Here is a 16,758-nt window from a genome sequence, read left to right on the forward strand (position 1 = left end):
CGCCGCGCGAATGCACGCGCGGCACGCGTCAGCCGCGCGGGTGATGCTGCGCGTGCAGCGTCCTGAGCCGCTCGCGCGCGACGTGCGTATAGATCTGCGTGGTCGAGATGTCGCTGTGGCCGAGCAGCAGCTGCACGACGCGCAGGTCGGCGCCGTGGTTCAGCAGGTGCGTCGCGAACGCGTGCCGCAGCGTGTGCGGCGACAGGTGCGCGCGCACGTCGGCCTGCTGCGCGTGACGCTTGATGATGTTCCAGAACTGCTGGCGCGTCATCCCGTCCCCGCGCGCGGTCACGAACAGCGCATCGGCCGCGCGTGCGCCGAGCAGCGCCGGCCGCGCATCGCGCAGGTAGCGTTCGATCCAGCCGTGCGCGACTTCGCCGAACGGCACGAGCCGCTCCTTCGACCCCTTGCCCATCACGCGCACGACGCCTTCGTTGAGGCCGACCTCGACCGTCTTCAGCGTCACGAGTTCGCTCACGCGCAGCCCGCTCGCGTACATCAGCTCGAGCATCGTGCGATCGCGCAGGCCGAGCGGCGTGCCGATGTCGGGCGCGCCGAGCAGCGCCTCGACCTGCGCCTCGGACAGCGTCGACGGGAATCGGGCCGCCTGTTTCGCGGACGTGATCCGCAGCGTCGGGTCGGCGCTCGCGCGATGCTCGCGCACGGCCCAGCCGTAATAGCGGCGGAACACGGACAGCCGCCGGTTCGACGACGTCGCCTTGCCGTCGCTGCGCGCGGCGATGTAGCCGGTCACCATCGCCTCGTCGGCCGAGTCGAGCGGCGCGCCGTGCGTCGCGGCCAACCAGTGGGAAAACAGCACCAGGTCGCGCCGGTACGCATCGAGCGTGTTGCGCGCGAGCCCGTGCTCGAGCCACAGCGCATCGCAGAACACGTCGATCGACGCGCGGCTCGCGAGCAGCGCGGGCGATGCCGCAACGGCGTCGATCTCGCTGTCGTTGTCGGCGCGGGGGGAAATCATCGGTTCGCTCATTGGTACGGCACGCCCTCGTGCGCCAGCAGCCAGCGCTTCACTTTCTGGTAATAGCCGTTGTCGTCGTGGTTCGCGAATCCGCCGAGGCCGCCCGCCGCGACGACGCGATGGCACGGAATCACGAGCGGGAAGTAGTTCGCGCCGCACGCCTGGCCGACCGCGCGCGGCGCGCTGCCGATTCGCTTCGCGACCTGGCCGTAGGTCAGCACCGTACCGGGCGGGATGTCGCTGATCACGTCCCATACGCGGTGCTGGAATGCGCTGCCGACGTCGGCGAGCGGCAGGTCGAAGCGCGCCGATGCGCGCTCGAAATAACGTTCGATCTGCTCGACCGCGCGCTTCGCGAGCGCCGAGTCCGGATCGACCGACTTCATCGATTCGGGCAGATAGACGATCTCGCGCACCACCGCGGCATCCGTGCGGATGCCGACCTTGCCGAACGGCGCGTCGATGACTGCGTTGAACATGGACTTCTCCTGACCGGAATGCGCGCGGCCCTGCCCGCGCGCCGACGACACTTTACGCCGCCTTCACGCGGCTCGCAGCGCCCATTCGACATGCTCGCGCACGATCGGCGACGGATCGTCGGCGCGGGCGCGCAGCGCGGCGACGATCGCGGCGCGCGCCGGCGGCGCGAGCCGGTCCGCGCCGGTGCGCAGCGCATTGCCGAGCCCGACCGCGAGATTGCGCAGCCAGCTTTCGTAGCCGATGCGCCGGATCGCGCTGCCCTGCATCCGCGTATCGAACGTCTCGCCGTCCCACGCGAACAGCTCGACGAGCGTCGCGCGGTCGAGGCCGTGCCGCACGTCGAAGTCGGCGACGGGCGCGGCCTGCGCGAATTTGTTCCACGGGCACACGAGCTGGCAGTCGTCGCAACCGTACACGCGATTGCCGATCATCGGCCGCAGCGGCTCGGGGATGCTGCCTTTCAGTTCGATCGTCAGATACGAGATGCAGCGGCGCGCGTCGACGCGGTACGGCTCGACGATCGCGCCGGTCGGGCACGCGTCGATGCAGCGCGTGCAGCTGCCGCAGTGCGCGCCGGGCGCCTCGGGCGCGCTGTCGGGCGACGTGTGCGCGTCGGTCGGCAGCGGCAGGTCGACGTAGATCTCGCCGAGAAAGAACAGCGAGCCGGCATCGCGCTGCAGCAGCAGCGTGTGCTTGCCGCGCCAGCCGACCCCGGCCTTCTGCGCGAGCTCGACTTCGAGCACGGGCGCCGAATCGGTGAACACGCGGTAGCCGAACCCGCCGATCTCGTGCTCGATGCGCTCCGCGAGCGTCTGCAACCGGTTGCGCAGCACCTTGTGATAGTCGCGGCCGCGCGCATAGATCGACACGACGGCCGCCTGTGGATCGTCGAGCCGCGCCCGTTCGCGCGCGCGCCAGTCGTGCGGCGCGAGCGCGCCGGGCTCGTCGTCGGGCGTGTCGGCCGCGAGCGTTTCGGCCGGCATATAGGCGAGCCGCACGGAAATCACGCGTCGCGTACCGGCCACAAGTTCGGCCGGCCGCGCGCGTTTCATCCCATGTTTGGCCATATAATCCATTTCGCCGTGGTATCCGGCTTCCAGCCAGGCGGCAAGGCCCGCTTCGGCATCCGAGAGATCGGTGTCGCTGATGCCGATCGCCCCGAAACCCAATTCGCGCCCCCACGCCCTGATGCGAGCGGCGAGCGCACTCAACGCCGCATCGTCGAGCGCGCACGGCGCCGCGCCTTCGCCATGAGTCGAAGGCCTGTCGGATGCGGCGCGTTCCGGTAGTCGGTTCATCGCACTATTTTACGAGAATGCCAGCCACGTCCAGCCAACCGCCTCATGCCATGTTGCCCGCCCCGCTCGCGGAGCGCGTGATCGCGCTCGCCGACGAAGCTGCAACCGAGGCCTTCGGCACCCGCTTCGCGCACGCGCTCGACGCGGCGCGCATCGAGCTCGGCCGCGCCCATGCGTTCGACGGGCTGCAGATCCAGCTGGTCGGCGATCTCGGCGCGGGCAAGACGACCCTCGTGCGCGCGATCCTGCGCGGCCTCGGCCACCCGGGGCGCGTGCGCAGCCCGACCTATACGCTCGTCGAGCCGTACGCGCTCGAGCGCAGCGACGGGGAACTCGAGGTCTATCACTTCGATCTGTATCGATTCAACGATCCGGCCGAATGGTCCGATGCAGGCTTTCGCGAATATTTCAATTCCAGCGCGATCTGCCTCGTCGAATGGCCGCAACAGGCGGGTGCGCTGCTCGGCGTGCCCGATCTGGTTTTCTCGCTCGACGTGGATGGCGACGGCCGTGCCCTCACCGTCCGGGCGTACAGCGCTTCAGGAAAGGCATGTCTCGAAAGATGTTGATCAAACCGTTCCGCTCGATCGAATCGGCGGCCACCGCGACGCACAACTGGCGGCGCCGTCAGATCCTGCGCGCGGGGGCGTCGACGCTGGTGCTCGGTCTCGTCGCGCCGCGGCTCGCGCACGCGTCGTCGGTGCTCGGCGTGCGCGTGTGGCCCGCACGCGATTACACGCGCGTCACGATCGAATCCGACCAGCCGCTGCAGAATAGCCAACAGCTGCTGCAGGGTCCCGACCGCCTGGTCGTCGATCTGAACGGCCTCGACCTCGACCAGGCGCTGCGCGATCTCGTATCGAAGATCGCGCCGAACGATCCGCAGATCCAGTCGGTGCGCGTCGGCCAGTATCAGCCGCACGTCGTGCGGATGGTGTTCGACCTGAAAGGCTCGGTGAAGCCGCAGGTGTTCACGCTGCCGCCCGTCGGCACGTACAAGTACCGGCTCGTGTTCGACCTGTATCCGGCCGTCGCGCCCGATCCGCTGTCCGACCTGATCGCGCAGACGGAACGCAAGGAACAGGCGCTCAACGACACCGCGCGCGCGCAGCAGATGCAACCGCCGTCCACGCTGGCCGGCCCGGGCACCCCGCCGCCCGGCGCGGGCGCGGGCGACAACAGCGACGCATTCTTCCAGCGTTTCGCGCAGAACACCCCGGCCGCGCCGCATACGCCGCCGGCCGCCGGCACGCCGTCGACGCCCGCGAAGCCGGCCGTCAAGCCGCCGCCCGTCATCGCGCGCCGCGACGACAACGACGACGACGGGGACACCTACAAGTTCACCGCGCCAAAATCCGGCAAGGGCGGCACGGTACGCCTGCTGACGGTCGCGATCGACCCGGGCCACGGCGGCGAGGATCCGGGCGCGATCGGCGGCGGCGGCACGTACGAGAAGCACATCGCGCTCGACATCGCGAAGAAGCTGCGCGCGAAGATCGACGCCGCCCCGAACATGCGCGCGATGATGACGCGCGACGCCGACTTCTTCGTGCCGCTGAACGTGCGCGTGCAGAAGGCGCGCCGCGTCGGCGCCGACCTGTTCGTGTCGATCCACGCGGATGCGTTCACGACGCCGTCCGCGCGCGGCTCGTCGGTGTTCGCGCTGTCCGACCACGGCGCGACGAGTGCCGCGGCGCGCTGGATGGCGAACAAGGAGAATTCGTCGGACCTGATCGGCGGCATCAACATCAAGACGGCGGACGCGGCCGTGAACCGCGCGCTGTTCGACATGTCGACGACCGCGCAGATCCGCGACTCGCTGCGCTACGGCAACTACGTGCTGAAGGAAGTGGGCGGCATCAACAAGCTGCACAAGGGCTCGGTCGAGCAGGCCGGGTTCGCGGTGCTGAAGGCGCCCGACATTCCGTCGATCCTCGTCGAGACCGCGTTCATCAGCAACCCGGACGAAGAGCGCCGCCTCAACGACGACAGCTATCGCGACGAGATGGCCGACGCGATCTTCCGCGGCATCAAGCGTTATTTCGCCGCGAATCCGCCGCTCGCGAAGAACCGGATGGCCTGAGCGTCACCCGTTCCCTGCCGCCGGCACGCCGCGCGTGCCGGCGCGTCACGATGCCGCGAAGCGGCTCAGCAGTTTCCCGCCGAACACGTTCACCGCGAGCCCGCCCATCACGAGCGCGGCGCCGATCAGCTGCGATTGCGTCAGATGCTCGTCGAGCAGCAGCGCCGACGACGCGAGCCCGACGATCGGCACCAGCAGCGAGAACTGCGCGACCTGCGCGGCCGGGTAGCGCGACAGCAGGCGGCTCCACAGCCCGTAGCCGAGCAGCGTCGCGACGAACGCGAGATAGACGACCGCGAAGATCGACGCGCCGTCGAGCCCGGCGAGCGCGGTCGCGATCCGCCGCGGCCCCTCGAACCACAGCGACAGCAGGAAGAACGGCACGGGCGGCACGAGGCTCGCCCACACGACGAGCGACACGAGGTTGGCCTTCCCGACCTTCTTCGTGACGATGTTGCCGACGGCCCACATCGCGGCCGAGCAGATCGTCAGCAGGAAGCCCGCGAGCGTCATCGCGCGGCCGCCCTGCGCGGCGATCACGACGAGCCCGGCCGCGGCGATCGCGAGCCCGACCAGGTTCTGCACGCGCAGCCGCTCGCCGAGGAACAGCATCGCGAACACCAGCGTGAAGAACGCCTGCGATTGCAGCACGAGCGACGCGAGGCCGGCCGGCATCCCGACGTACATGCCGGTGAACAGGAACACGAACTGGCCGAGCTGGATCGTCGCGCCGTACAGCACCAGCAGCCGCCACGAAATCTGCGGCCGCCGCACGAAGAACACCGCCGGCACGGCCGCGAGCGTGAAGCGCAGCGCGCCGAGCAGCATCGGCGGCATGCCGTGCAGGCCGACCTTGATCACGACGAAGTTCACGCCCCACGCCAGGATCACGACCAGCGCGAGCAGCAAGTCCTTCGGGGCCATCATCGGCGTCTCCTCGATTGTCGAATTGTCGTTGTGAAGCCGGTCAGTCTACCGGGTTTCGCCGCCGCGCCCGATACCCGCGCGGCACATATGGAATCGGCGGCGGACGCGGTGGCTTGTGCCGCGCGGCGGACGCAGCACGACGCGTGCCTGCCGCGGCCGCCTCGCGCCGCCAGTACAATGACCGCCAACCCAGCCGTTCCCCACGAGGCCCGCCATGACCGACTCGATCAAAGCCCTGCTGAAGCCGCACGTGCGCGACATCGGCAACCTGCAGGTGCGCCGCACGCTGCCCGCGCTCGCCGCACGCCTCGTCGGCCCGTTCATCTTCTTCGATCACATGGGGCCCGCCGCACTGCCGGCCGGCACGGGGCTCGACGTGCGCCCGCATCCGCACATCGGGCTCGCGACGGTCACCTACCTGTTCGACGGCGCGATCCTGCATCGCGACAGCCTCGGCTCGCTGCAGGAAATCGTGCCGGGCGACGTGAACTGGATGACGGCCGGCCGCGGGATCGTCCACTCCGAGCGTACGCCCGACGCGCAGCGCGCGAACGGCCACACCGTGCACGGGATCCAGACCTGGGTCGCACTGCCGAAAACGCACGAGACGACCGAGCCGTCGTTCGAGCACCACGCGGCCGACACGCTGCCCAAGCGCGATGAAAACGGCGTCGCGCTGACGGTGATCGCCGGCGACGCGTTCGGGCTGCATTCGCCCGTGACGACGTTCTCGCGCACGCTGTACGTCGCGGCCGAATTCGCGGTCGGCGGCCGGCTCGAACTCGATGCGTCGCACGAGGAGCGCGCGGTCTACGTGGTCGATGGCGATCTCGCGATCGACGGTACGCCGGTGCCGGCCGAACGGATGGCCGTGCTCGCGCCGGGCGCGACGGTCGCGCTGACGAGCGGCAGCGGTGCGCGCGCAATGCTGCTCGGCGGCGACCGGATCGACGGCGAACGCTTCATCGAATGGAATTTCGTCGCGAGCAGCCGCGACGCGATCGAGCACGCGAAAGCGGCATGGACGCGCCAGGAAATGGGCAAGGTGCCCGGCGAGACCGAGTGGATTCCGCTGCCCGAATCGAAGCCGCGTTGAAAAAGCGGCGCGCCGCCCCCATCCTGACGATATTCGAACGGAAGAGAACGCCATGGACACCACGCTTGCCACATTCGAGAAAGACGTCATCGAGGCGTCGCTGGACACGCCCGTGCTGGTCGACTTCTGGGCGCCGTGGTGCGGCCCGTGCAAGACGCTCGGCCCGCTGCTGGAAAAACTCGAAGCCGATTACGCCGGCCGCTGGAAGCTCGTGAAGGTCAACGTCGACGAGAACCAGGAACTCGCCGCGCACTTCCAGACGCGCAGCATCCCGCACGTGATCGCGTTCGCCGACGGGCGGCCGGTCGACCAGTTCGTCGGCGTGCTGCCCGAAGGGCAGTTGCGCGCGTTCCTCGACCGGCTGCTGCCGGCGGCCGAGGAAGCCGAGCGCCGCGCCGCGCAGTACGCGATGGCCGAACAGCGCTTCGACGATGCGCTCACGCACCTCGAAGCGGCGCTCGCGCTGAACCCCGGCTACGACGACGCGCGCCTCGACCTGATCGAGCTGCTGCTCGCGCGCAACGAAGTCGACGCCGCGCGCGCGGAGACCGAGCGCCTGTCGCCGCAGACCGTGCAGAACGGCGACCCGCGCTACCAGGCGATCAAGACCCGTTTCGACGCGCTCGACGCCACGGCCGACCTGCCGCCGACCGACGCGCTCGAGGCACGCATCGCGGCGAACCCGGCCGATCTCGACGCGCGCTTCGACCTCGCGCAGAGCCTGATCGCGCGGCGCGCGTACGAAGGGGCGCTGGAGCAGTTGCTGGAAATCGTGACGCGCGATCGCGCATACGGCGACGACCTCGGCCGCCGCACGATGATCTCGGTGTTCGAACTGGCCGGCGATCGCCCCGACCTCGTCGCCGCATGGCGACGCAAGCTGAGCATGGCGCTCAACTGACCTGACGCGCGACTGGCCGGACCGCAACGGCCCGGCTGCATCGCCGTCTCGCCCGCGGCGCGCTCCCCGCGCCGGAGCGTCATCCTTCCCTGCCCGCGCGCCGCGCGCTCAGCCGGCCGCCTGTGCCGCGATCGCCCGCAGCGCATGCGCGGCCGCCGCGAAACCGAAGCTCGCGGTCACGCACACGCTCGAACCGAAGCCCGCGCAGTTGAGCCCCGCGACATGCGCGGCAGCGGACGGCTCCGCGCCGTCCTCGATGTCGCAGGCCGCCGCTTCCGGATAGATCAGCGGCTCGTCCGAATACACGGCGCTGACCTTGAAGCGCGCCTTCGGCCCGCGCGGAAAACCGTGCTGCTTGCGCAATTGCGCGCGCACCTTCGACAACAGCGGATCCTGGATCGTCAGCGCGAGATCGTCGATGCGGATGCGCGTCGGGTCGAGCTGCCCGCCCGCGCCGCCGACGACGATCAACGGCTGCCGTTTCGCGACGCACCATGCGATCAGCGCGACCTTCGTGCGCACGCTGTCGATCGCATCGATCACGTAGTCGAAGCCGCCGCCGAGCAGCGCGTCGAAGTTGTCGGGCTCGACGAAATCCTCGATCCGGTTCACGCGGCACGCGGGATCGATCAGCGCGATCCGCTCGGCCATCGCGTCGACCTTCGGCTTGCCGTAATTGCCGTCGAGCGCATGGACCTGCCGGTTCGTGTTGCTTTCCGCGACGTTGTCGAGATCGATCAGCGTCAGCGTGCCGACCGCGTTGCGCGCGAGCGCCTCGGCCACCCACGACCCGACGCCGCCGATCCCGATCACCGCGACGTGCGCCCGCTCGAACGCGGCGGCCGCCGGCGCGCCGTACAGGCGCGCGACGCCGCCGAAACGCCGGGCGCGATCCACGTCAAGCTGGATTTCCGGGGTCGGGGTAAGATCAGAAGAACGGGGCGGGGCAGCGTCGGCGGAGGACATGGCAGCAAGGAAAACGTAAGTCGTGCAGCCCTCTATTTTGCCTGAACTCCCCGCTCCCCCGCCCCACTGTGCACGCACGATTCTCGCGCGTTAGCTATACTGGCCCCAGATTGAAGCGTTTGCATAACATGACGACTCTCGCCGATCTTCGCATCAACTATTCGCGTGCTTCGCTCGACGAAGCCGATGCCGCCCCCGACCCGTTCGCCCAGTTCGATCGCTGGTTCAAGGAGGCGCTCGCCGCCAAGCTGCCCGAGCCGAACACGATGACGCTCGCGACCGTCGGCGCCGCCGGCCGGCCGTCGGCCCGAATCGTGCTCATCAAGGGCGTCGACGAACGCGGGTTCGTCTTCTTCACCAATTACGACAGCCGCAAGGGCCACGATCTCGCCGTGCATCCGCAAGCCGCGCTGCTGTTCTACTGGATCGAGCTCGAGCGCCAGGTGCGCATCGAGGGCCGGATCGAGAAAACCAGCGCGGAAGAAAGCGACCGCTATTTCGCGTCGCGCCCGCTCGGCTCGCGCATCGGCGCATGGGCGTCGGACCAGAGCACCGTGATCGACAGCCGCGCGACGCTCGAAGCGCGCGAGCAGGCCGTCAGCGAACGCTACGGCGACAACCCGCCGCGCCCGCCGCACTGGGGCGGCTACCGCCTCGTGCCCGACGCGATCGAATTCTGGCAGGGGCGCCCGTCGCGGCTGCACGACCGCCTGCTCTATACGCGCGACGCCGCGGCGGCGCCGGGCTGGACGATCTCGCGCCTGTCGCCGTAAGCGCGGCGCCGGCGTGCGCCGGTCGTGTCTCGTGTTGCATCCGGGTGCCTGCGCCGCAAGCGGTGGGCGCCGGTCAAGATACTTGGCTGTATTCGATTCAACGAACAAACGGAGAATCCAAATGTTCTGGGAAAAGAAGCTGGCACAGTGGGCGGATGAAGTACGGGCAAAAGCGAACATACCGGCGCGACTCGTGCTGTGGAACGGCGATCAACTCGATTTCGGCACCTTCAGCGCGCCGCAGGTCACGCTGAAGGTGAACAGCGCATCGGCGTTGCCGCTGCTGCTCGAACCGAGCCTCGACAATCTCGGCGAGGCGTACGTGAAGGGCAAGATCGACATCGAAGGCAAGCTGTCGGACATCATCAACATCGGCTACTCGCTCGCGCGCAGCACCGTGACGAGCGCGAGCAAGCTGGCCCGCGTGAAACGCTACTTCAATCACACGAAGAGCACCGACAAGAAGGCGATCCAGTACCACTACGACGTGTCGAACGCGTTCTACCAGCTGTGGCTCGACGAGAACATGGTGTACTCGTGCGCGTACTTCGAGAACGGCGACGAGGATCTCGCCACCGCGCAGATCAAGAAGATCGACCACATCCTGACGAAGATCCAGCTCGAGCCCGGCCAGCGCCTGCTCGACATCGGCTGCGGCTGGGGCGCGCTCGTGCTGCGCGCCGCGCAGAAGTTCGGCGCGACGTGTCTCGGCGTGACGCTGTCGCAGAACCAGTTCGACCTCGCGACCGCGCGCGTGAAGGCCGCGGGGCTCGAGGACAAGATCGAGATTCGTCTGCAGGATTACCGCGAGATCGACGGCCAGTTCGACCGGATCACGAGCGTCGGGATGTTCGAGCACGTCGGCCGCAAGAACCTGCCGCTCTACTTCTCGCGCGTGCGCGAGCTGCTCACCGACGACGGCATCGCAATGAATCACGGGATCACGTCGACCGACGCGGAAAGCGGCGAAACGGCGCTCGGCGGCGGCGAATTCATCGATCGCTACGTGTTCCCGGACGGCGAGCTGCCGCACATCAGCCTCGCGCTCGAAGCGGCGCAGCGCGGCGGCCTCGAGGCGGTTGACGTCGAAAGCCTGCGCCGGCACTATGCGCGCACGCTCGATATCTGGACGGAAAACTTCGAAGCGAAAGCCGAGGAAGCGAGAAAGCTCGTCGACGACGAAAAATTCCGCATCTGGCGCGTGTATCTCGCCGGCTGCGCGTATGCGTTCGAGCACGACGACGTGTCGATCTTCCAGATCGTGTGCCGCAAGGCCGGACGCAGCGCGAAAACGCTGCCGTGGTCGCGGCGCTACATGTACGAACACGCGCTGCCGCGCTAGGCGGCGCATCACGCAGGGCATGCATGGGTGACGGCAGGACGCGGCGCAACGCGCCGCCGCAACGACAGCCGCGCGACGACGCCAACGAGTCGCACGCCGACGGACAGTTCGATCTGTTCGGCGTGCCGACGGATGCCGCACGCGCGTCGCCGCCGGACGACGATCGCCCCGCCAGCGCCGATGAGCACGTGACGCCGGACGCGCAGGAGGACGCGCGACCGACGCGGCTTGCCCGACAGACCTCCCGCCCCGCCGCCGATGACGACGAGCCTGCCCCGTCGTCCGGCCTGCTGTGGGACGAACCGCCCCCGCCGGCCGCCGAGCCGAAGAAAGGCCGCCGCAAGCGCGGCGTACTGCCCGCGCCGATCTCGGCGGACGTGGCCGACGCCGCGGCAGGCCTGCCGCCGAACGTGCGGCTCGGTACGTCGTCGTGGTATTTCCCCGGCTGGAACGGCATCGTCTACGACGGCGATTTCGCGCAGACGAAGCTGTCGCGCGAAGGGCTCGAAGCGTACGGCGCGCATCCGCTGCTGAAGAGCGTGAGCCTCGACCGGTCGTTCTACGGGCCGCTGTCGGTGGCCGACTACCTGCGCTACGCGCAGCAGGTGCCCGACGATTTCCGCTTCGTCGTGAAGGCGCCGGCCGCGGTGACCGACGCGGTGATCCGCGGCCGGCGCGGCGAGCCGTCCGGGCCGAACCCGACCTTCCTCGATGCCCAGCTCGCGACCCGCGAATTCGTCCAGCCGTGTCTCGACGGGCTCGGCCGGAAAGCCGGCGTGCTCGTGTTCCAGTTCTCGCCACTGCCCGATCAGCTGCTCGCGGAGCCGGCCGCGCTGATCGACCGGCTGGCCGCGTTCTTCGCGGCGCTGCCGCCGCTGCCGCCGGACGCCGACGGCACGCGCTACGCGATCGAGATCCGAGACGCGAGCCTGCTCACGCCGCGCTTCATCCGCGCGCTGGCCGCGCTCGGCGTGCGCTACTGCGTCGGCCTGCACGCGCGGATGCCCGACCCGCTGCGCCAGGCCGCCGCGCTCGCACTGCTCGACGGCGATGCGCCGGGCCCGCTGTTCGTGCGCTGGAGCCTGCACGGCGGCTTCAAGTACGAGCAGGCGAAGGCGAAATACGAGCCGTTCGACAAGCTCGTCGACGAGGATCCGGCCACGCGCTCGGCGCTCGCAGAACTCGCCGCGCGCTATGCGCTGGCCGGGCAGCCGGTGATCATCACGATCAACAACAAGGCGGAAGGCTCCGCGCCGCTGTCGTGCATCGCGCTCGCCCGCGAAATCGCCGCCGCGTGCGCGCAGTGGCGCAACGAGGCGGCTTGACGCTGGTTTCGCCGGCTTGCGCCGCCGACGCTCAGGCGCCGCGCAGCGACTTCAGCCGGTGCGAGAACTTCTGCCGGAATTTCGCGAGCTTCGGCCCGATCACGACCGAGCAATAGCCCTGCCCCGGGTTCCGCGCGTAATAGTTCTGGTGATAGTCCTCGGCCGGCCAGTAGTTGCCGTCGAGCGGCACGACCTGCGTGACGATCGGCCGGCCGAACACCTGCTCGCGTTCGAGCTCGCGGATCACGTCGAGCGCCGTGTCGCGCTGCGCATCCGAATGCGTGAACACAACCGACCGGTACTGCGTGCCGACGTCGTTGCCCTGCCGGTTCAGCGTGGTCGGATCGTGCGTCGCGAAGAAGATCTCGAGGATCTCGCGATAGCCGATGCGCGCCGGATCGAACGTCACGTTGACGACTTCCGCGTGGCCGGTGTCGCCTTCGCAGATGTCGCGATAGCCCGGGTTGCGCGTATGGCCGCCCGCGTAACCCGACTGGACGGCCGTCACGCCGTCGACGTCGAGAAACACGGCCTCCGTGCACCAGAAACACCCGCCTCCGAGCGTCGCGGTTTCAAGCATCTCGTTCCCCATGAAATCAGTCCCTCGTGGATGAAGGCAGCCGGCACGCAGATGCCGACGCCGTCGTTTCGCGTCGCCGCCGCCCGCCCGCGGTGCGGGACGCAGCGGCACTCCGGCAAGTATCTCACTCGCGCGCGAAACTGGCAGATCACCCAGGTGCCGCGCCCGACTCGCCTGCACGATTCTCGTCTACACTTAGGCACGCGCTAGCGCGGCGGCAAACCCGCCGTCACGCGCGCAGCGTTCGATGCATGCCCGACCCTGATGCAAACATCATCTGCCGGAACATCGCTATGCATGCCTTAACAGAATTCACCCGCGTCACCCGCCCGGCCGCTGCCGCGCCGCGGGGCGCCGCTTCGACTGCTTCATCACGTTGCCGCCCGTCCGCCCCGCCGCCGGTGCGGCGATCCGGCCTGTCGCCGTCACCCGCTTTCCCCGCTTTCACGATCTGATGCACGGCGCCGCGCGTGGCACCGACACGTGCGTCCGTGCGTCGATCGCACCCGCCGGCACGATGCACCCCGCGCGGCCATCCCGACCCGCACGCCCGCAACGAACGGCCGTGCGTTCACGATCCCAACCCATCGAGGAGGCATCACCATGAGCATGCGACCCGACCCGACGTTTCACGCTTCGCCCGAGCTTGCGATGCAGGCGCCGGCGGAAGCGTTTGCCTATACGTTGTTGCTGAGCCCCGATTTTTCCAGACCCGACGCGCTCGCCGTGATCGACGTGAAGCCCGGTTCGTCGACGTACGGCAAGATCGTCCATACGGTGACGATGCCGAATACCGGCGACGAGTTTCACCATTTCGGCTGGAATGCGTGCTCGTCGTCGCTGTCGCCGCTCACCGGCCATGCGTTCCTCGAGCGCCGCTTCCTGATCATCCCCGGCCTGCGCTCGTCGCGCATCTACGTGATCGACACGAAGCCGCATCCGACGCAGGCGCGCATCCACAAGATCATCGAACCCGACGAGATCTTCGCGAAAACCGGCTATTCGCGGCCGCACACCGTGCATTGCGGGCCCGAGGGCATCTACGTGAGCACGCTCGGCGGCGCGGGCAAGGACGGCACCGACGGCGCGCCCGGCATCTTCATCATGGATTGCGAGACCTTCGACGTGCTCGGCCGCTGGGAGATCGACCGCGGCCCGCAGGACAAGCATTACGACTTCTGGTGGAACCTGCCGCGCGACTACATGGTGTCGAGCGAATGGGCGCTGCCGCCGCAATTCGAGAACGGGATCGTCCCCGAGGACCTGCTCGCGAACAAGTACGGGCACCGGCTGCATTTCTGGGACCTGCGCGCGCGGCGCAACGTGCAGACGATCGATCTCGGCGCGCAGCACCAGATGGCGCTCGAGGTGCGGCCCGCGCACGACCCGGTGCGCGAATACGGATTCGTCGGCGTCGTGGTCGACACGACCAATCTCGAAGGCTCGATCTGGACCTGGTGGCGCGAAGACGGCAAGTTCCATGTGAAGAAGACCGCGACGATCCCGGCCGAGCCGGCCACGGCCGACGAGCTGCCGCCGCTGCTGCAAGGATTCGGCGCGGTGCCGCCGCTCGTGACCGACATCGACCTGTCGCTCGACGACCGCTTCCTGTACGTGTCGTGCTGGGGCACCGGCGAGATGCGCCAGTACGACGTGTCGGACCCGCACAACCCGGTGCTCGCCGGGTCGGTGCGCATCGGCGGCATCGCGCGTCGTGCGCCGCACTCGAACGGCCGCGCGTTCGCGGGCGGCCCGCAGATGGTCGAGATCAGCCGCGACGGCCGGCGCGTGTACTGGACCAACTCGCTCTATTCGACGTGGGACGATCAGTTCTATCCGGACGGCGTGCCGGCCGCGCAGGTGCTCGCGCACGCGGGGCCGGACGGCGGGCTGACGCTCGCCGACGACTACTGGGTCGAATTCCCCGACGGCTATCGCGCGCACCAGATCCGGCTCGAAGGCGGCGACTGCTCGACCGACTCGTTCTGCTATCCGTCGGTCAAGCGTTGAGCGCCGGCCTTCCCGCGCCGTTCGCGCTGTGGGCGGCCGTGCTCGCGAGCGGCGTCTATCACGGGCTCAACCCGGCGATGGGCTGGCCGCTCGCGGTGTCGAACGCGCTGATGACGCGCCGCGGCCGCGCCCTCGTCGCGGCGCTCGGCTATCTCGCGGTCGGTCATGCGCTGGCCGTCTTCGCGGTGATGCTGCCGTTCGGGCTGCTCGCGGCGCTGCTCGCGTGGCAGTCGGCGATCCGGATCGGCGCGAGCGCGCTGGTGATCGGCTTCGGCGCGGTGCTGCTGATCCGCCGCCGGCATCCGCGGGCGCTCGCGCGGATTCCGCCGGCGCGGCTCGGCCTGTGGTCGTTCGCGGTCGCGCTCGCGCACGGCGCGGGGCTGATGCTCGTGCCGATCTACCTCGGTCTGTGCGGGCTGGATCGCGATGCCGGCCACCGCGCGGCGGCAACGCTCGTCGATGCGCATCTCGGGATGGCGCTCGTCGTCGCGGCCGTGCATGCGGCCGCGATGATCGCCGCCGGCGGCGGGCTCGCGTGGCTCGTGTACCGCTATCTCGGGCTGAAGTTCGTGTCGCGCAGCTGGTTCAATCTCGATACGGTGTGGGCGTCGAGCCTGATCGTCACGGGGGCGTTGTCGCTCGGGCTGGCGGCGGCGCGATAGCGCGGGTAGCGATCGCTCGCTGGCGCAACGACATGCCGCGCGGCATGGCCGCGGCGTTAAAAATGGGACAGAACCGCGCTGCCGGTCGCGCGCCGCAGTGTTCGCTACGTCACCCTGCCGTCGCGATGCGCCGCCCGACCGGGCCCGCCGGCCCCGATTCCGCTAAAATCGGGCCATGCGCACCCCTTCCCAATCGACCGCCTTGTCGTCTTTCGTCCGCCGCACCCGTCACGCCCGTGTCGTGGCGCGCCCGCCCGTCCCGTTCCGGATGGCCGCCCGATGAGCCAGGCCAATCCGCCGGATTTCGACGCGGCCGCGTTCCGGCAAGCGCTCGGCCAATTCGCGACGGGCGTGACGGTGATCACGACGCGCGCGCCGTCCGGCCAGCTGATCGGCATCACCGCCAGTTCGTTCAATTCCGTTTCGCTCGATCCGCCGCTCGTGCTGTGGAGCCTCGCGCACAAATCGGCGTCGACGCCCGTGTTCCGCGGCAACAGCCACTACGTGGTGAACGTGCTCGCGGCGTCGCAGCTCGACCTGTGCAAGCGCTTTTCGACCTACAAGGGCGACCGCTTCGAAGGGATCGCGCATGCGGCCGGCAACTCCGGGATGCCCGTGCTCGACGGCGCGCTCGCGTGGTTCGAATGCCACAACCGCAGCCGCTACGACGAAGGCGACCACGTGATCTTCGTCGGCGAAGTGGAACGCTGCGGCGTGCGCGCGGTATCGGACACGGCGCCGCCGCTCGTGTTCCACGGCGGCGGCTTCCACGGCCTCACACCGCTTTGATCGCCCCCGTGCGCGCCAGCCCGACCGGCGCGCCCGCTTCGTCCTTCAGCGTCTGCAGCACGATGTTCGAACGGATGTCCATCACGCCCGGCGCCTTGTACAGGCGGTTCAGCACGAAATCCGAATAGTGCTTGAGGTTGTGCGCGAGCACGCGCAGCAGATAGTGGCTCTCGCCCGTCACGACGAACGCGCCGACCACCTCCGGCCATTCGCGCAGCGCTTCCGCGAAGCGCTCGTGCCATTGATTTTCTTCGTTGCGCATCGACACCTGCACGAACGCCTCGAGCTCGAAGCCGAGCTTCTCGCGGCTCAGGCACGCGCGATAGTGCTCGATCACGCCCTGCTCCTCGAGCAGGCGCATGCGGCGCAGGCAGGCGGATGGCGAAAGCGAGATGCGTTCGGCCAGGTCGAGATTGCTGATTCTGCCCTCCTCCTGCAATACCGCCAGAATCCGGCAGTCGGTGGCATCGAGCGTGATCGCGTGCATTTTTGGTCCCCGTTTTCCCTCTGAGTCGAATTATCTGCCAATCCGGCGGATTGTCCATGT

Annotated in this window: 17 protein-coding genes; 10 read left to right on the forward strand and 7 right to left on the reverse strand. The window is 68.9% G+C overall.

Going from position 1 to position 16,758, the window contains the following annotated elements; genetic code table 11:
• Positions 1–28: 28 nt before the first annotated feature.
• The 3 genes from xerD to queG form a co-directional block, all read right to left on the reverse strand.
• The gene (gene xerD / locus JYG37_RS15220; protein ID WP_050017047.1) at positions 29–991 is read right to left on the reverse strand and encodes a site-specific tyrosine recombinase XerD; all 963 of its coding nucleotides are present in this window, start codon (positions 989–991) and stop codon (positions 29–31) included.
• Positions 988–1,458: a methylated-DNA--[protein]-cysteine S-methyltransferase gene (locus JYG37_RS15225; RefSeq protein ID WP_050017046.1), complete on the reverse strand. Its 471-nt coding sequence runs from the start codon at positions 1,456–1,458 to the stop codon at positions 988–990. Before JYG37_RS15225 ends, xerD begins: the two co-directional genes overlap by 4 nt.
• 63 nt (positions 1,459–1,521) lie before the next feature.
• A complete protein-coding gene (queG, locus tag JYG37_RS15230; protein ID WP_050017043.1) occupies positions 1,522–2,757 on the reverse strand; it encodes a tRNA epoxyqueuosine(34) reductase QueG in 1,236 nt (411 codons plus the stop codon).
• 17 nt (positions 2,758–2,774) lie between these two features.
• Between queG and tsaE the strand changes: the two genes are divergently transcribed.
• Both tsaE and JYG37_RS15240 read left to right on the forward strand, forming a co-directional pair.
• Positions 2,775–3,326 (forward strand): tRNA (adenosine(37)-N6)-threonylcarbamoyltransferase complex ATPase subunit type 1 TsaE, encoded by a 552-nt coding sequence (gene tsaE / locus JYG37_RS15235; protein WP_050017041.1) that lies wholly within the window; start codon positions 2,775–2,777, stop codon positions 3,324–3,326.
• Entirely contained in the window at positions 3,308–4,840 is a 1,533-nt protein-coding gene (locus JYG37_RS15240) for an N-acetylmuramoyl-L-alanine amidase (protein WP_050017039.1), read from the forward strand. Before tsaE ends, JYG37_RS15240 begins: the two co-directional genes overlap by 19 nt.
• A 45-nt stretch (positions 4,841–4,885) precedes the next feature.
• On the opposite strand, the gene JYG37_RS15245 is transcribed toward JYG37_RS15240, so the two are convergent.
• The gene (locus tag JYG37_RS15245) at positions 4,886–5,764 is read right to left on the reverse strand and encodes an EamA family transporter (protein ID WP_185625052.1); all 879 of its coding nucleotides are present in this window, start codon (positions 5,762–5,764) and stop codon (positions 4,886–4,888) included.
• Between the two features lie 217 nt (positions 5,765–5,981).
• Between JYG37_RS15245 and JYG37_RS15250 the strand changes: the two genes are divergently transcribed.
• Both JYG37_RS15250 and trxA read left to right on the forward strand, forming a co-directional pair.
• Positions 5,982–6,863 carry a pirin family protein gene (locus tag JYG37_RS15250; RefSeq protein WP_050017036.1) on the forward strand — a complete coding sequence of 294 codons (882 nt, stop codon included), beginning with the start codon at positions 5,982–5,984 and terminating at the stop codon, positions 6,861–6,863.
• Between the two features lie 52 nt (positions 6,864–6,915).
• Entirely contained in the window at positions 6,916–7,764 is an 849-nt protein-coding gene (trxA, locus tag JYG37_RS15255) for a thioredoxin (protein WP_050017034.1), read from the forward strand.
• Positions 7,765–7,872: 108 nt separating this feature from the next.
• On the opposite strand, the gene JYG37_RS15260 is transcribed toward trxA, so the two are convergent.
• Entirely contained in the window at positions 7,873–8,730 is an 858-nt protein-coding gene (locus JYG37_RS15260; RefSeq protein ID WP_050017033.1) for a tRNA threonylcarbamoyladenosine dehydratase, read from the reverse strand.
• A gap of 128 nt (positions 8,731–8,858) precedes the next feature.
• On the opposite strand from JYG37_RS15260, the gene pdxH reads away from it, so the two are divergent.
• The 3 genes from pdxH to JYG37_RS15275 all read left to right on the forward strand — a co-directional run bounded on the left by pdxH (position 8,859) and on the right by JYG37_RS15275 (position 12,170).
• Entirely contained in the window at positions 8,859–9,503 is a 645-nt protein-coding gene (pdxH, locus tag JYG37_RS15265; RefSeq protein WP_124631687.1) for a pyridoxamine 5'-phosphate oxidase, read from the forward strand.
• Positions 9,504–9,624: 121 nt separating this feature from the next.
• Positions 9,625–10,845, forward strand: coding sequence for a class I SAM-dependent methyltransferase (locus JYG37_RS15270; protein WP_050017030.1), 1,221 nt, complete (start codon positions 9,625–9,627; stop codon positions 10,843–10,845).
• Positions 10,846–10,868: 23 nt separating this feature from the next.
• Positions 10,869–12,170, forward strand: coding sequence for a DUF72 domain-containing protein (locus JYG37_RS15275; RefSeq protein WP_124557304.1), 1,302 nt, complete (start codon positions 10,869–10,871; stop codon positions 12,168–12,170).
• 31 nt (positions 12,171–12,201) lie between these two features.
• On the opposite strand, the gene msrA is transcribed toward JYG37_RS15275, so the two are convergent.
• Positions 12,202–12,762: a peptide-methionine (S)-S-oxide reductase MsrA gene (gene msrA / locus JYG37_RS15280; RefSeq protein ID WP_213345561.1), complete on the reverse strand. Its 561-nt coding sequence runs from the start codon at positions 12,760–12,762 to the stop codon at positions 12,202–12,204.
• 591 nt (positions 12,763–13,353) lie between these two features.
• Between msrA and JYG37_RS15285 the strand changes: the two genes are divergently transcribed.
• The 3 genes from JYG37_RS15285 (at position 13,354) to JYG37_RS15295 (ending at position 16,211) form a co-directional block, all read left to right on the forward strand.
• Positions 13,354–14,760 (forward strand): selenium-binding protein SBP56-related protein, encoded by a 1,407-nt coding sequence (locus JYG37_RS15285; protein WP_124557306.1) that lies wholly within the window; start codon positions 13,354–13,356, stop codon positions 14,758–14,760.
• Complete coding sequence (locus JYG37_RS15290; protein WP_050017023.1) at positions 14,757–15,422, forward strand: hypothetical protein; 666 nt, start codon at positions 14,757–14,759, stop codon at positions 15,420–15,422. Before JYG37_RS15285 ends, JYG37_RS15290 begins: the two co-directional genes overlap by 4 nt.
• Positions 15,423–15,701: 279 nt before the next feature.
• On the forward strand, positions 15,702–16,211 hold the full coding sequence (locus JYG37_RS15295; RefSeq protein ID WP_050017021.1) for a flavin reductase family protein: 510 nt from the start codon (positions 15,702–15,704) through the stop codon (positions 16,209–16,211).
• Here JYG37_RS15295 and JYG37_RS15300 read toward each other — a convergent pair.
• Positions 16,198–16,698: an Lrp/AsnC family transcriptional regulator gene (locus JYG37_RS15300; RefSeq protein WP_006477992.1), complete on the reverse strand. Its 501-nt coding sequence runs from the start codon at positions 16,696–16,698 to the stop codon at positions 16,198–16,200. The genes JYG37_RS15295 and JYG37_RS15300 overlap by 14 nt on opposite strands.
• Positions 16,699–16,758 lie beyond the last annotated feature (60 nt).

Origin of the sequence: Burkholderia sp. LAS2 (genome assembly GCF_018417615.1) — a bacterium.
GTDB classification, from domain to species: Bacteria; Pseudomonadota; Gammaproteobacteria; order Burkholderiales; family Burkholderiaceae; genus Burkholderia; species Burkholderia sola.

Bases quoted from the DNA above. Each gene is read 5' to 3' on its own strand.
- queG (WP_050017043.1), bottom strand. From the start codon at position 2,757: ATGAACCGACTACCGGAACGCGCCGCATCCGACAGGCCTTCGACTCAT.
- xerD (WP_050017047.1), bottom strand. From the start codon at position 991: ATGAGCGAACCGATGATTTCCCCCCGCGCCGACAACGACAGCGAGATC.
- JYG37_RS15295 (WP_050017021.1), top strand. From the start codon at position 15,702: ATGAGCCAGGCCAATCCGCCGGATTTCGACGCGGCCGCGTTCCGGCAA.
- JYG37_RS15225 (WP_050017046.1), bottom strand. From the start codon at position 1,458: ATGTTCAACGCAGTCATCGACGCGCCGTTCGGCAAGGTCGGCATCCGC.
- JYG37_RS15240 (WP_050017039.1), top strand. From the start codon at position 3,308: ATGTCTCGAAAGATGTTGATCAAACCGTTCCGCTCGATCGAATCGGCG.
- JYG37_RS15275 (WP_124557304.1), top strand. From the start codon at position 10,869: ATGGGTGACGGCAGGACGCGGCGCAACGCGCCGCCGCAACGACAGCCG.
- pdxH (WP_124631687.1), top strand. From the start codon at position 8,859: ATGACGACTCTCGCCGATCTTCGCATCAACTATTCGCGTGCTTCGCTC.
- JYG37_RS15285 (WP_124557306.1), top strand. From the start codon at position 13,354: ATGAGCATGCGACCCGACCCGACGTTTCACGCTTCGCCCGAGCTTGCG.
- JYG37_RS15300 (WP_006477992.1), bottom strand. From the start codon at position 16,698: ATGCACGCGATCACGCTCGATGCCACCGACTGCCGGATTCTGGCGGTA.
- JYG37_RS15245 (WP_185625052.1), bottom strand. From the start codon at position 5,764: ATGGCCCCGAAGGACTTGCTGCTCGCGCTGGTCGTGATCCTGGCGTGG.
- JYG37_RS15270 (WP_050017030.1), top strand. From the start codon at position 9,625: ATGTTCTGGGAAAAGAAGCTGGCACAGTGGGCGGATGAAGTACGGGCA.
- trxA (WP_050017034.1), top strand. From the start codon at position 6,916: ATGGACACCACGCTTGCCACATTCGAGAAAGACGTCATCGAGGCGTCG.
- JYG37_RS15250 (WP_050017036.1), top strand. From the start codon at position 5,982: ATGACCGACTCGATCAAAGCCCTGCTGAAGCCGCACGTGCGCGACATC.
- tsaE (WP_050017041.1), top strand. From the start codon at position 2,775: ATGCCAGCCACGTCCAGCCAACCGCCTCATGCCATGTTGCCCGCCCCG.
- JYG37_RS15260 (WP_050017033.1), bottom strand. From the start codon at position 8,730: ATGTCCTCCGCCGACGCTGCCCCGCCCCGTTCTTCTGATCTTACCCCG.
- msrA (WP_213345561.1), bottom strand. From the start codon at position 12,762: ATGGGGAACGAGATGCTTGAAACCGCGACGCTCGGAGGCGGGTGTTTC.